Raw genomic sequence first — 14068 nt, forward strand, 5'->3', positions numbered from 1 at the left:
CCTCTTCAGTTACTTGCTTCGTTACTTTCTCACTCAGTTACTTTATGCAGGCTGTTCATAATATTGCTGAAATCTGCGCCCGGCACGGTATTACGGATGTGGTGTTGTCACCGGGTTCTCGCTCGGCCCCGCTGACGCTGGCCTTCGCCCGCCACTCCAACCTAACGGTGCGGGTGGTGCCCGATGAGCGGGCCGCAGCCTTTATTGCGTTGGGCATGGCGCAGGCCCAACAGCGGGCAGTGGTGTTGGTATGTACCTCCGGCACGGCCGGCCTCAACTACGCACCCGCCGTAGCCGAAGCTTATTTCCAGCACATTCCGCTCGTAATTTTCACCGCCGACCGGCCGCCAGAATGGATAGACCAGCTCGACGGCCAGACCATTCGGCAGCACAACCTGTATGGGGCCCACGCCAAAGGTGCCTTCGAGTTTCCGGCCGATACATCGCACACCGATGCCAAGTGGCATTCGGCGCGCATTGTGAACGAGGCCATCAAGCTGGCGCAAGCTGGCCCTGCCGGCCCGGTACAAGTGAACGTGCCACTGCGGGAGCCCTTCTACCCGAAGGCCGGCGAGGAAATACAGTACGAGCAGAACGTGAAAGTGACGCGGGAACTACCCAGCCGCCCCCAACTGCCTAGCGCTGTGCTTACAGAACTTCGTGAAGCCCTCCGCAACGCTAGTCGTGTGTTAGTGGTTGCCGGTCAGCAACCCGCTGACACCGAGCTACTGCTGGCGTTGCATCGTTTTGCGGCCACCTGGCAGGTGCCGGTGGTCGGCGACTTGATTGCCAACGTACACTTGCCCGTAGTTTCTGATTACGACCAACGTTTGCGTCCCTTGGGCCACCAGGACGTATTCATGGCGGTGCAGGAGCCCGGCTTGAAGGAGGCGTTAAAGCCAGAGTTGCTTATCACCTTCGGTAAGTCGCTCATCTCGAAGTCGCTGAAGCTTTACCTGCGCAATACGAAACCCACTCAGCACTGGCACATCCAAGCCGCCGGCGTGGAGGCCGACACGTTCCAGTCGCTCACTAAGCTTGTGCGCATGGAGCCCACAGATTTCTTTGGCGCATTGCTGGCCGAAGAGCCGCATGATTCGCCTAGCAGTATCAGAGACACTGAAGGTCTTATACTAGGTTCGGTTCCTAGCGTGACCACGAATGCGGGCGGTTCGACTACTTACTCAGTCACACCCAGCCACGTGGTGGCGCAGGACGCCACGCGTGTCGCTTCTGTCTCCACTCATCTTGCTACACCGCAGCTAAAGTGGCCGGCAATTGAGCCCCTACCCGGTGAAGAAGCTTCCGTTAAAGCAGCTTATTTGAAATCATGGCTAGCGGCTGAATCATGGGCGACAAGCTTTCTACAACAGTTCATGCAGCAGCTCGAGCAGCCGTTCAACGAGTTTACGGCCTTCCATCACTGCCTACAGCTCCTGCCCGACCAGACGGCGCTCCACCTCGCCAACAGCATGGCGGTCCGGTACGCCAATATCTTGGGGTTGCCAGTGGGCAAGCAAGTGGAAGTGTTTGCCAACCGAGGCACCAGCGGCATCGACGGCTGCAACAGCACGGCGGTAGGCGCGGCACTGGCCCAGCCACAGCGGCCAGTGGTACTGCTGACGGGCGACGTAGCGTTTTTCTATGACCGGAACGCGTTTTGGCACAACTATCCGACGCCCAACCTGCGGGTGGTTGTGTTCAACAACCACGGCGGCGGCATCTTCCGCATGATTGATGGACCGCGCCAACAGCCCGAGCTAGAAGAGTTTTTCGAGACGCACCAGCTGCTGACCGCCGAGAATACGGCGCGGGATTTCAAGCTACAGTATTTCCCGGTTTCGTCGTTCGCGGAGCTAGAGTCGGCGCTACCGGTTTTCTTTGCACCCGAAACGGGCGCAGCCTTGCTGGAAATCAGCACTGACAGCAAGACCAACGCCGAATTTTTCGAACAATACCGGGCCGCGGTAAAAGCCGGTTTCCCATCTTAATGGTTTATATCAGAACGTCCTGCTAAGCCTGTCGAAGCTCCACTGCTTCGCCTATTTTCTTTCAGCGAAGCAATAGAGCGGCTTCGGCAAGCGCAGCAGGACGGCCTTCCTTCTTTACATCATTTTCAGACGTATGGCCGAACAAATCACTTGGACCCCGATCAAGGAGTTCCGCGAAATTCTCTTCACGCAAGCTGGCGGCATCGCCAAAATCAGCATCAACCGCCCGCAGGTGCACAACGCCTTCACGCCCCTCACGGTGCAGGAGATGATTGAGGCTATGGACATCTGCCGCAACCGCACCGATATCGGCGTTATCATCCTCACCGGGGAAGGAGGCAAGGCCTTCTGCTCGGGCGGCGACCAGAGCGTCCGGGGCCACGGTGGCTACGTTGGTGATGATGCCATGCCCCGCCTCAACGTACTGGACCTGCAAAAGATGATTCGCTCTATCCCCAAGCCGGTAGTGGCCATGGTGGCGGGCTGGGCCATCGGGGGTGGCCACGTGCTGCACGTGGTCTGCGACCTAAGCATTGCCGCCGACAACGCCCGCTTCGGCCAGACTGGCCCTAACGTGGGCTCGTTCGATGGCGGTTTCGGTGCTTCCTACCTCGCACGCGTAGTCGGCCAAAAGAAAGCCCGCGAAATCTGGTTTCTCTGCGACCAGTATGACGCGCAGGAAGCCCTCGATATGGGCCTCGTGAACAAAGTGGTGCCGCTCGATCAGCTGGAAGAGACCACTGTGGCGTGGTGCCACAAGATTCTCGAGAAAAGCCCCTTGGCGTTGCGCATGCTGAAGTCCTCGTTCAATGCTGAACTGGATGGGCAGGCAGGCATCCAGGAGTTGGCCGGCAACGCCACGCTGCTTTACTACCTGAGCGAGGAAGCCAAAGAAGGCAAGAACGCCTTCCTGGAAAAGCGCAAGCCCGACTTCTCGAAGTATCCGAAGTTTCCATGAGCTAACACGCTGGCAAGCTTTCCGCAAGAGGTTCCATACAGCAGTATGGAACCTCTTTTTATTGATAGGAAGACGAGCCGTTTCAAAGAAATAGGCTCGCGCCAGCCAAGCAAGAAGAACGCTCCGTCGCGTATTTCGTGATACCTTAGGCTCCTAATAATTCCGACTTTTAGCCTATTTCCTGCCAAGCCTATGCCCAAGTATTTACTGGCCCTCACCGCAACTGCCTTTTTCATTTCAGTTGCCACCTTGGCCCAGCAGTTGCCCGCCCTCACCACCCAAGACTACGCCCGGGCCGAGCGCTTCATGGGCTACAACACCCAACCGCTAGTTGATGGCAGCGCCGGCCAGCCCCACTGGCTGGCCAACGACCGGTTTTGGTACCGCGTGCTGACCGCCCAGGGCGCCGAATTTGTGTTAGTGGACCCCGCCCGCAAAACCCGCACTGCCGCCTTCAATCACGCCAAACTGGCAGCGGCCCTCTCCACCGCCAGCGGTAAAACGTACCAGGCCAGCCGGCTACCATTCCGGGACCTTGCGTTTTCGCCCGATGAAAAGTCGATTTCGTTTGCCGCCGCTGGCAAGAACTGGCAGTATGATTTGGTTAGCGAGCAACTAAGCCCCGCCACAGCACCCGCCGCCCAGCCTAGCCCCAACGCGCAAAACGAAATTGAGTCGCCCAACGGCCAGCTGGCCGCCTACATCAAGGACTACAACTTGTGGGTGCGCGACACGAAAACCAACCAATCCACCCAGCTCACCACCGACGGGGCCAAGGACTACGGCTACGCCACCGACAACGCCGGCTGGACCCACAGCGACCGGCCGATTTTGCGCTGGTCGCCTGACTCGCGCAAAATCGCCACGTTCCGGCAAGACCAGCGCGCTGTGGGCGACATGTACCTGGTGACCACCAACATCGGCCACCCCACTCTCAAGTCGTGGAAGTACCCGCTGCCCGGCGACAAAGACATTGCCATGATTGAGCGGGTGATTGTGGAAGTAAGCAACCCGAAAGTGGTGCGCTTGCAGCTGCCACCCGACCCGCACCGCGGCTCCCTGTCGGATGATATTTCAAGCAGCGGCACCTTCGACGACGTGGATTGGAGCGCTGATGCCAGCCAGTTGGCATTCGTGTCAACCTCGCGCGACCACAAGCAGGAGAAGATGCGCGTGGCCGATGCCACCACCGGCGCGGTGCGCGACGTGTTCGAGGAAACCGTCGCTACGCAGTATGAATCAGGCCAGGGAGCTATTAACTGGCGCTACCTGCCCAAAAGCAAGGAAGTTATCTGGTACTCGGAGCGCGACAACTGGGGCCACTTGTACCTCTACAATGCCAGCAATGGCAAGGTGAAGAACCAGATTACGAAGGGCAATTTTGTGGTAACGCAACTGCTGGAAGTAGACGAGGCGAAGCGCCAGCTTTATTTCCTGGCCGATGGGCGCGAGCCAGGCAACCCCTACTTCACCCACCTCTACCGCATCGGGCTGGATGGCAAGAACCTAACCTTGCTCACCCCCGAGGCCGGCAACCACCACGTGACGCTGACACCCTCAGGCCGCTACTTCTTGGATACCTACTCGCAGCCCGACAAACCGGGCGCAACGGTACTGCGCGCCGCTGACGGCAAGCTCGTTTCGACTCTCGAGAAAACCGATATTTCGCGCCTCACGGCCACCGGCTGGAAGGCGCCCACGCCCATCACGGTGAAAGACCAGGACGCCAAGAATGACCTGTACGGCCTAATGTTCACGCCCACGACGCTGAACCCAGCCAAGAAATACCCGATTATCAACTACATCTACCCAGGGCCACAGGGTGGCGGCGTGGGCAACTGGTCGTTTTCGGCGGCCCGCAGCGACCACCAGGCACTGGCCGAGCTGGGCTTTGTGGTGGTGGTGATTGAGGGCAGCTGCAATCCCCTGCGGTCTAAGAGCTACCACGATGTCTGCTACGGCAACATGGCCGAAAACACGTTGTCGGACCAGGTGACTGGTATGCGGCAGCTGGCGCAGAAGTACCCGTACATCGACCTGGAGCGGGCCGGCATTTGGGGCCACTCGGGCGGCGGTTACGCTACGGCGGCAGCTATGTTCCGCTACCCCAACTTCTTTAAAGTGGGTATTTCGGAATCAGGCAACCACGAAAATCGCAACTACGAGGACGACTGGGCCGAGCGCTACATCGGGCTGCTTAAACCCAACCCCGACGGCACCACCAACTACGACAACCAAGCCAACGCCACCTTCGCTAAAAACCTCAAAGGCAAGCTGATGCTGGCCCACGGCCTAATGGACGACAACGTGCCGCCCTACAACACGATGCTGGTAGTGGAGGCCCTCACCAAAGCCAACAAGAGCTACGACCTAGTGGTGTTTCCGAACGCCGCCCACGGCTACGGCGCCTACTCGCCCTACATGACGCGCCGCCGCTGGGACTACTTCGTGCAACACCTGGCCGGCATGCAGCCGCCCCACGACTACGAAATGACCGCCAAGCCCGACCCGCGCAACGTAGTTCAGTGAGGAAAGCATCGTTGCCATCTAGTCAACCTTCGTCAATACAGCTACTATTGGTTGTGTTGACGAAGGTCATTTGCGGACTGAAAGTAAACTGATGGAATAGGTATACTTCGTCAATACAGATAGAAGTGCGCTATATGAAACATCAAGTACTATTCGGAATAAAATGCAGCTATAAAGACGAAAAAAATATACTTAAAGCAATTAAGGGGTATCTAGCACAATTTAATAGAACTACTTCCACCGTGAACAAAGGAAGTATGCTGGATGCTCGACTCCCATACAGAATCAAGCAGTTTCATTGGAATTTGAATAAGGAAAAAGGAACTTGGTTTGAATTGTTTCCTAACCAAGATTTAGATAATAAATACTTTTCCGAAAACCATAAGGAGTGTGCTTGGCTAGCACTCGCCTTATTCCACTATGATTTTCAAGGGTATGATGAAAAAGAGTCAGAGAAATTCATCGTTGCAATGCTAGACTCTACGGGGTTTGCTTACGAAATTTTGCTTGAAACTGACAACAAAGAACGCATCAAAGGCGATGCTGCCTCCTGACCATGTTACGCCCAATAGTAGCCTCACAAAGCCGAAGCTACTAAATACAGGCTTACATAAGTATGTATAGTAAACACTAGCCAAAAAAATCAAGGATTCTTACATGTACCATGATATCCAAATTGAATTAACATTAGTAACGGCATACTTTGAACCCTTATACTAAGGCCAAGTATCGAAATTTCGATGCTATGACTTTACTTTTAATTACTGTACATATTTTTTATATTTTCATAACTTAATACATACTTTATCTTCATAAAAGATAGCTTTTTATTTTTATCAATCAGTTCTGAGTATAAATCACAATAGTAAATACCTGTAAAGAACTCATGCAACGATTCATAGACGCACAAGCCCGAAATTACAGCGATGCGCTGGCAGAAATAAAAAGAGGCCGCAAGCAAACCCATTGGATGTGGTATGTATTTCCCCAAATCCAGGGGTTGGGGTTCAGTGAGACGGCGAAGTTTTACGCTATACAAGACGAGCAGGAAGCTGAGGCGTTTTTGAAGCATCCGGTGCTAGGAAGCCGGTTAGTAGACATCAGCCGTGCCTTGCTTGCACTAGCCAGCAACGACCCGTACCAGATATTGGGCAGCCCCGATGATATGAAGCTCCAATCCTCGATGACGCTATTTGGATCTTTGCCAAACGCCGACCCGGTTTTCCAAGCAGTGCTGGACAAGTTCTACAGCGGCGAGAAGGACCGCAAAACGTTGCAGCTGCTTGGTAAGTAGCGCGTCTCAACGAATCCTCTGACTTCCATCAAATAAAAAGCGCCATCCTGAAGGGGGTGGCGCTTTTGTTGTAGCGGAGATATCCTGAACATCAAAATATCGAGCTATAGGCCATGCAGCCTTCGCACCAGCCAAAGAAGTTGCGCAACCGCTCATCCTTCATTTCTTTCTTGTGCAGCTTGTGTGCCCGATGGGCGGCTTTGGCGGCTACATTAGTGGCCGAAGTGAGTTGGTAGCGAAGGGTGAGGTAGCGCCGGAACACGAAGGTACGGGCACCAACAAACGGGCTTTGGGCGGTGGGCTTCATGGTGGTGGGAGGTTGGTAAGCAGCTTAAGATACATTTTTAATAAACAGAATGTCAAGCGCATCTGGGTTTTCCTGCCTTTCCGAAGGAATTTCCGTATGCCAAACAGGTTGTTGCTGGGTGGGCTACCCGGCCACACTACCACTGACCTTCGCTACGCAATGACCGACGCTGAATTCCACCAAACCATCCGGCGCATTCGGGGGCGGCACTGGCTGCATTATTTGGCGCAGACGCTACTCATGGGCGGCGTAGTGCTAGCAGGCGGTAGCCGGGCCGCCGCCGGCAGCGACCCACAGCCGCAGCTGGCTTCGTGGCCGATACTGTTGCTGCTCGGCGCGCTGATTCCTTTGCTGGGGGTGCTGCTGTACGTGGTGGCCCGTCGGATGCAGCCCAACCTGCGGCGCCCGGCCGAACAGAATTTGCGGGTGTACCAGAGCCGGGTGTTTCTGCGCAACAGCTTGCTAAGCTTGCTGGCCTTGCCCCTACTGGTTTCCTACGTACTCACGCGGGCACCGCTGGATCTGGTGGCGGTGGGTGTTTTGCTGGGGGCGCTTTCGATTCTGACCCTACCTTCGGCCAAAACGTATCAGCGGTGGCTGCTTAGCTAAGCGTACGTATCACTTCTTTTTCACTGATGGCATCCTCTTCCGACCTGCTTCCTGATTCTCTGCTGCTTAATGGCCGCGAGTTCCGCTATGCCGACATGCAACAGTACCCCGGCACCACCCCCTTCGAGCTGAACGGCTACGAAGCCAAAGTTCTCGACTTCTGCCGCCAATGGCTGAACGGCACGCAAGATGTGGCCCTGCACACTAGCGGCTCCACAGGTCAGCCCCAGCCCGTGCTCATGAAGCGGCATCAGCTGGAAGCCTCGGCCCGCCGCACCGGCGACTACTTCGACCTAGGCCCCGGTGACCGGATGCTGGTGTGCCTTAATTGCGAGTTTGTGGGCGGTATGATGATGCTAGTACGCGGCTTTGAGCGGCGCATGCACCTCACCATCGTGGAGCCCCAGGCCGACCCTTTTGCGCTGGTGCCGGCCGAGGCAGAATTCACGTTTGCCTCGTTTGTGCCCTTGCAGCTGCGGGCGGTTTTGGCCGCCGGGCACGCCCTGCGCCTCAACCAGATGAAAGCCATTCTAGTAGGCGGAGCCGCCGTGGACTCTGGTCTGGCGAAACAAATCCGGCAGCTTACAGTGCCCGTGTACCTCACGTACGGCATGACCGAAACGGCCTCCCACATTGCGCTGCGCCGCCTCAATGGCTCGAAACCCACTACGGCCTACCGCGTGCTGCCCGGCATTCACATAGACCAGGATGCCCGCGGTTGCCTCACCGTGCGAGCCGACGTCACCGACGACCAGCTGATCAGTACCAACGACCGAGTGAAGCTGTTGGACGCGCATACTTTTGAGTGGCTGGGCCGGGCTGACTTTGTGATAAACAGCGGCGGCGTGAAGGTGCAAGCCGAAAAAGTGGAACAGGTGCTAGAAGTGGCCCTGATGGAGCTAGAGTTGCCGTCACGCCGGGTGTTTGTGGCTGGTCGGCCTGATGCGCGGTTGGGCGAGCAGGTAACCGCTTATCTGGAAGGCGAGCCACTGCCAGAAGAGCAGCAGCAACAGCTCCTAAGTTTGCTTCGCAAGCGCTTAGGAAAGTATGAGCGTCCTCGCGAGCTGGTGTACATTGGCGAGTTCCGCACCACCGATTCTGGCAAGCTCAATCGGCGGGCTACTCTGCAAGGCTTACCTGCATCCACCGAAACCGAAGAATAAACAACACCCAACAACGACGCGCGCAACATTACGCAATGCTTGAAAACAGATGACTTGCCGCTTTTCACCAGCGGTAGGGCTCTTGTAGGAACTATCTCTATACCAACTCAGGTAAGACCACCCTCTATCGTATAGCATAGCTCGGCTCTAACTGCCCGTGAGGCTTTCTTCGGAAATCTCACGGGCAGTTTTTTTGTGCTCCTGAATGCGTAATACCTACTTGCCACATTGTTTACTTCGTCCAATTTATAGCTTGATCTATTATCATTGTTTATATTGCATTATATCCTTTATAGCAGCTTCATTTTATAATTATGAGCCACTGTAACTATATTATACTCATTTGACGACGTCAACACCTTTATCAATAATACAGCATAAGTTCACAACTACACGACATGAAAACGGCTAGCTGCTGGCTTATATCAGGTCGTTGCAAAGAAGGAGCTCTTTACGTTTTAGATGAAAGCATATCTACTCACTTGGCTTTTACTACTGGCTTTCGTTGCGGGCTTTACATTGGGCCGCGCCAATAGCACCCGCCCGGACCCCCGCCCTACCCCACCGTTGCGCTTGGCTCACGCGGAGCTACTACACGTTTGGGCCGCCTAGCGTAGCTAACGTCTTATAGTAGCACGCCACACCACAAGCTACCAGTCGGCGCGGCGCAGGCCGTGTTGGGTGAAAAGGCGCTGTCGGCCACGCATTACCTTATACAGGTCGCCGAGGGAAAGCTTGACGCGGCCGTAGAAAACGGGGCCGTTCAGTTCGCGCTGCGTGAGGCTGTTCACCAAGAACGGCTGCCGCCAGCCTAGGCCCGTACCCAGGCCCATCCAACGGAAAATCCGCATTTGAGCGGCCAAGGAAGGCTCAACCAGCCAAATAACTCGTTTCGGAGAACGAATGCCGCTGCCATCAGGCAGCGTGTACCGGGCGTACGTCTTGCCGACGCCTAGCTGAAGTTGAGTGGCTATTTCCCAGCGGGGGTTGCCCAGCACTACGTACTCACCGTAGCCGGCCACGTAGCGCAGGCGCAGTTCTGCTGTGGTAGTTGCGGGCAGTTCGTTCGGGATGGGCTGGCGCGAAGGAATGCCATTACTGAGCAGATAAACCCCGATTCCGGTTCGTAGCCGTCCGCGCCACTCGATTCCTAACTTCAACCCCGGAATGGACACGAAGCGGCGGTTGACAATAGCATTCCGAATATCCAACTGAAAAACCGGCCGACGGTGCGGCATCCGCACGGTTACGCTGTCGGGGGGCAGGCCACTCTCCGCGGGCCACGCCGCTGCCTGGGCCGCACCGAGTCCGCTCAGCCACAGCCCCCAAGCTGCCAGAACCGGCCGCCAAGTATATTGAAACCACAGTATCACGGCGCAAGGTACAACCCAGATACGGGTAAGTGGTAGCTTATCCTTTGCCTGCGGTTCACCCAACCCGATACTGCGGTTCACCGCTCGCCTTCGCCGGTTCACCTCTTTTGCCCGTGTTGGGGCGCCCCAAGGCTAGTAGTTTAGATGCATCATCTCAGCACTACCCTCATGCTTGTCACCCCTGATACCTTGTTTGCCTTCGCCAATCCGGTTGCCATGCTTGGATGGGCGTTGCTGCTACTGGCCCCACGCTGGCTGGTTACACGCCGCTTAGTTTTGAGTGGGGCGCTGCCGCTGCTCCTGGCCGGGGCGTACGTCGTGCTGATAGGCAGCCATTACGTAGGCGACCACGCCAGCGAGGGCGGGTTCAGTTCCCTGCAAGACGTGGCTGCTCTTTTCCGTGACCCGTGGGCCTTGCTGGCGGGCTGGGTGCACTACCTGTGTTTCGACCTAAGCATTGGCATTTGGGAAAGCCTGGATGCCCGCCGCCGTGGGGTACCGCACCTATTGCTGGTGCCGTGCCTGCTGTTCACGTTTCTATTTGGTCCGCTAGGCCTCTTGCTGTATGCCTTGCTTCGGCGCTGGTACCCGGTCCCGGCATCGGCCTTGGAAGCTTGATACTGCCCTTGTTTTTGCCACTCACCCTTATACTATCCGCCATGAAAACAGTAGCCTTTTCCACTGCTGCTATTGCCAGCAGCACACCAGAAAATAGTTCGTCAGTAGTGCAGCAAGTGCGTATGTGGCTTTCGGTATTGCACCGCGTGAATAGTGTTTTGTCGGGGGCGGGGTGGTTGCACATGCTGCTGCTGCCGGGCGTGCTGCTTGCTCTGGCCGTTGATGAGCGCCTGGTTACGAACGTGAACCCCTGGATTAAACCCATCAAGTTCATTTTCTCGGATATCATCTACGTTTGGAGTTTGGGGTGGCTACTGGCTGATCTGCCAGCGGCGGCCCAACGGGCGGTGCGGCTTATTAGCTGGGGCGTAGCAGTGTCCATTGTGGTTGAAATTGGCTGCATTGTGGTACAAGCGGCCCGCGGCACTACGTCGCACTACAATGTACACTCGCTCTTCGATGGGCTGCTGTTCGGGCTGATGGGTGTGTTTATTGCCCTCAACACCGTTCTGATTATGTGGGCGGTGTATTTGGTGTGGCGACACCGCCCCCACGGCCCCGCCAGCTACGTGTGGGGAGTGCGGCTGGGGCTCCTGCTGTTCTTGGTGGGCAGCGCAGTCGGTGGGGCCATGATTGGGCACCTGGCCCATACCGTAGGCGCTCCTGATGGCGGCCCCGGCCTGCCGGGCGTGGGGTGGAGCACCCGCGCCGGCGACTTGCGCATTGCGCACTTCTTGGGACTGCATGCGCTACAGGCACTACCATTGGTTGGCTGGCTACTATCCCGCTATGCGCCCCGGCAGGCAGTGGCCGGCACATGGACTTTTACTTTCGTGTATCTGGCGGGCACGGTGTGGCTGTACGGGCAGGCAATGCAGGGGATTCCGCTGTGGGCAGCTCGTTAGCGTCTGCTGTTTCCACCTCCTTTTTGGCCGCTTAAGTATGGCTAGGGTGTTGGTGGGGTTGTGGCTGGTCTGGCGGCCGGCAAACACGCTAGCGTCCTGACGGGGGCAGTTCACCTGTGGCATTCACTTGGGTGGTACTTTGCGCTTATTCACCTTCTTCACCCGCGCCTAGTGCCGGCGCTGTTGCGCCACAAGTGGCTTTACTTCCCTGTCCTGTGTCGGCTCGCATAAACGATTATCGTCTTCGCCTTATTGGCATCCCCGTTCTTAGCTTGGCTATCACGCTGCTTACGGCGTCATCCCATGGCACCTGGACGCTACCGTTGTTCATCGTTGACTGGGCTATTTCCTTGTACCTCACGTCGGTGCTGTGGTTGCTCAATCGGACGCTTTGGCACTGGCTGCTGCGCCGGTTTCCACACGTCGACGAAACCAAACGCCGGCTCTGGATGCTGGCTGGGCTCTCGGTGCTGGGTACGAGTGGAGCCACGGTATTGCTGCGGATGCCGCTGCACTGGCTACTCCCCCAATACTTCCACCTCGATTTTCAGTCTCAGCTGTCAAGCATTTTCTTCAACCTATTTCCTACGGTAGCGGTCCTGACGCTCTACGAAACCTTGTATTTCTTTCGGCAATGGGAGCAAAACGTACGCCGGTCCGAGCAGTTGCAATCAGCCGGAACCCAAAGCCAGCTGGAAGCCCTGCAAAGCCAGCTCGACCCACACTTCCTCTTCAACACCCTCAACACGTTGTCGGCCCTGATTGAACCCGACAACAAGCAAGCGCAGCAGTTCGTGGAGCAGCTCGCCGACGTGTACCGCTACGTACTGCTCACCCGCGACAAACCTACCGTGCCGCTGGCCGAAGAACTGGCTTTCGTGGACACTTACCTTGCGCTGCACAAAGTCCGCTTCCGCGACAATCTGCGCATAACCGTTGATGTGCCAGCCCCAGCCTTGGGAGCCCGCGTAGCGCCGCTGAGCGTGCAACTGCTGGTGGAAAATGCCTTGAAGCACAACGTAGCCTCGCGCGACTTTCCGCTGGAGTTGCGCCTGTCAGCTCATATAAGCGGCAGCTACTTCACGGTGGAAAACACGCTGCGCCCACGTACCGCCGGCCTAGCTCCCAGCACAGGCATGGGTTTGGCCAACGTGCGCCACCGCTACCAGTTGCTGCAAGCCTCACAGCCCGTGGTTGTATCAGCCGATAAAGGCTTTTTTCGGGTGCAGCTGCCCTTGTTGCCCGAATAAGCGCCGCTCATTCTTTTCTTACTACACGTCTATGAAACCCTTATTCGTCTTGCTTGGCGCTTTCCTGCTGGCCTTGGGCGCCACCCGCTTGTTTGGGGGCAGCCTGAATTTCTTGCTGGCTGGCAACGTAGCCCTGGCCGTCATGCTGCTGTTTACGGGCGCCGCGCATTTCGCCCTCACCAACGGCATGGTGCTAATGCTGCCCGAGTGGCTGCCCGGCCGGAAAGCGTGGGTGTATTTTACAGGAGTAGTGGAGCTAGCAGCGGCCATGGGGTTGCTCGTACCGGCTTTGCGGCCGCTGGTGGGGTGGTTGCTGATTGCGTTTTTTGTGTTAGTGCTGCCCGGCAACATTTACGCCGCCATGCACCACATCAACTACCAAAAGGCCACCACCGACGGCCCCGGCCCGCGCTACTTGTGGTTCCGGATTCCGTTGCAGCTATTATTCATTGCCTGGACCTGGTATTTTAGCGTGCACTTGCCTGCAACTCTCCCCTTCGCGAGCCTTTCTTATTAGCCTCCGCCGTGTTCTTACCTGCATCTGCCGCCACTGTGCCCTTGGTTTTCCTTGGTAGCGCCCGCCAAGCTGGCGACACGCACCGCCTGGTGGCGCGTGTGCTAGCCGACATTCCGCACACCCTCGTGGAGTTGCTGGATTGGCCGGTGGTGCCTTACAACTACCAGAACGATTATCCGGCAGCAGACGCTTTTCAGCAGGTGGCTGAGTTCATGCTTGGGCACCAAGTCATCGTCTTCGCAACGCCGGTCTACTGGTACAGCATGAGTGGGGTGATGAAGCAGTTCTTCGACCGGTTTACGAACCTTACGGATATGCAAAAGCAGCTAGGCCGCCAGTTGGCCGGCAAGCACGCGTTTCTGCTCGCCGTAGGCTCCGACCGAGAATTGCCGGAGGGATTTGAGGTGCCGTTTCGGCGGACAGCGGAGTACTTCAAAATGACGTTTGAAGGCAGCTTGTACCAGTCGCTCAAGCAGCCCTTTCCCGAGGAAGAGGCCCGCCAGTTCGCGCACCAACTCAGTGCTTTGTGCTAAGCAACGCGCTTTTCAACTCTT

Annotated in this window: 14 protein-coding genes; 12 read left to right on the forward strand and 2 right to left on the reverse strand. The window is 56.7% G+C overall.

The features are described 5' to 3' along the window. The first annotated feature begins 44 nt into the window (after positions 1-44). The 5 genes from menD (at position 45) to MTX78_RS15950 (ending at position 6772) form a co-directional block, all read left to right on the forward strand. A complete protein-coding gene (gene menD / locus MTX78_RS15930; RefSeq protein WP_243796240.1) occupies positions 45-1991 on the forward strand; it encodes a 2-succinyl-5-enolpyruvyl-6-hydroxy-3-cyclohexene-1-carboxylic-acid synthase in 1947 nt (648 codons plus the stop codon). A gap of 133 nt (positions 1992-2124) precedes the next feature. After that, the gene (gene menB / locus MTX78_RS15935; protein ID WP_243796242.1) at positions 2125-2949 is read left to right on the forward strand and encodes a 1,4-dihydroxy-2-naphthoyl-CoA synthase; all 825 of its coding nucleotides are present in this window, start codon (positions 2125-2127) and stop codon (positions 2947-2949) included. 192 nt (positions 2950-3141) lie between these two features. Further along, entirely contained in the window at positions 3142-5478 is a 2337-nt protein-coding gene (locus tag MTX78_RS15940; RefSeq protein WP_243796248.1) for a S9 family peptidase, read from the forward strand. 134 nt (positions 5479-5612) lie between these two features. Beyond that, positions 5613-6032, forward strand: coding sequence for a hypothetical protein (locus tag MTX78_RS15945; RefSeq protein WP_243796250.1), 420 nt, complete (start codon positions 5613-5615; stop codon positions 6030-6032). A gap of 332 nt (positions 6033-6364) precedes the next feature. Next, positions 6365-6772 (forward strand): DUF1810 domain-containing protein, encoded by a 408-nt coding sequence (locus MTX78_RS15950; protein ID WP_243796252.1) that lies wholly within the window; start codon positions 6365-6367, stop codon positions 6770-6772. Between the two features lie 91 nt (positions 6773-6863). On the opposite strand, the gene MTX78_RS15955 is transcribed toward MTX78_RS15950, so the two are convergent. Next, positions 6864-7079, reverse strand: a complete 216-nt coding sequence (locus MTX78_RS15955; protein ID WP_243796254.1) for a hypothetical protein — start codon at positions 7077-7079, stop codon at positions 6864-6866. 96 nt (positions 7080-7175) lie between these two features. On the opposite strand from MTX78_RS15955, the gene MTX78_RS15960 reads away from it, so the two are divergent. Then, complete coding sequence (locus MTX78_RS15960) at positions 7176-7688, forward strand: hypothetical protein (RefSeq protein WP_243796255.1); 513 nt, start codon at positions 7176-7178, stop codon at positions 7686-7688. A gap of 26 nt (positions 7689-7714) precedes the next feature. Next, entirely contained in the window at positions 7715-8851 is a 1137-nt protein-coding gene (locus MTX78_RS15965) for an AMP-binding protein (protein WP_243796257.1), read from the forward strand. Between the two features lie 650 nt (positions 8852-9501). Here the strand turns inward: MTX78_RS15965 and MTX78_RS15970 are convergent. Then, entirely contained in the window at positions 9502-10224 is a 723-nt protein-coding gene (locus tag MTX78_RS15970; RefSeq protein ID WP_243796264.1) for a hypothetical protein, read from the reverse strand. Positions 10225-10392: 168 nt separating this feature from the next. Here MTX78_RS15970 and MTX78_RS15975 point away from each other — a divergent pair, with 168 nt between their 5' ends. From MTX78_RS15975 to MTX78_RS15995, 5 genes are all read left to right on the forward strand, one after another. Continuing rightward, positions 10393-10842, forward strand: coding sequence for an ABA4-like family protein (locus MTX78_RS15975; RefSeq protein WP_243796265.1), 450 nt, complete (start codon positions 10393-10395; stop codon positions 10840-10842). 41 nt (positions 10843-10883) lie between these two features. Further along, on the forward strand, positions 10884-11747 hold the full coding sequence (locus tag MTX78_RS15980) for a hypothetical protein (protein WP_243796267.1): 864 nt from the start codon (positions 10884-10886) through the stop codon (positions 11745-11747). Between the two features lie 215 nt (positions 11748-11962). Next, a complete protein-coding gene (locus MTX78_RS15985; RefSeq protein ID WP_243796268.1) occupies positions 11963-12997 on the forward strand; it encodes a sensor histidine kinase in 1035 nt (344 codons plus the stop codon). Positions 12998-13028: 31 nt separating this feature from the next. After that, the gene (locus MTX78_RS15990) at positions 13029-13514 is read left to right on the forward strand and encodes a DoxX family protein (RefSeq protein ID WP_243796276.1); all 486 of its coding nucleotides are present in this window, start codon (positions 13029-13031) and stop codon (positions 13512-13514) included. 35 nt (positions 13515-13549) lie between these two features. Further along, on the forward strand, positions 13550-14047 hold the full coding sequence (locus MTX78_RS15995) for a flavodoxin family protein (protein ID WP_243796278.1): 498 nt from the start codon (positions 13550-13552) through the stop codon (positions 14045-14047). Positions 14048-14068 lie beyond the last annotated feature (21 nt).

The organism is Hymenobacter tibetensis, from assembly GCF_022827545.1.
Classification (GTDB): Bacteria; Bacteroidota; Bacteroidia; order Cytophagales; family Hymenobacteraceae; genus Hymenobacter; species Hymenobacter tibetensis.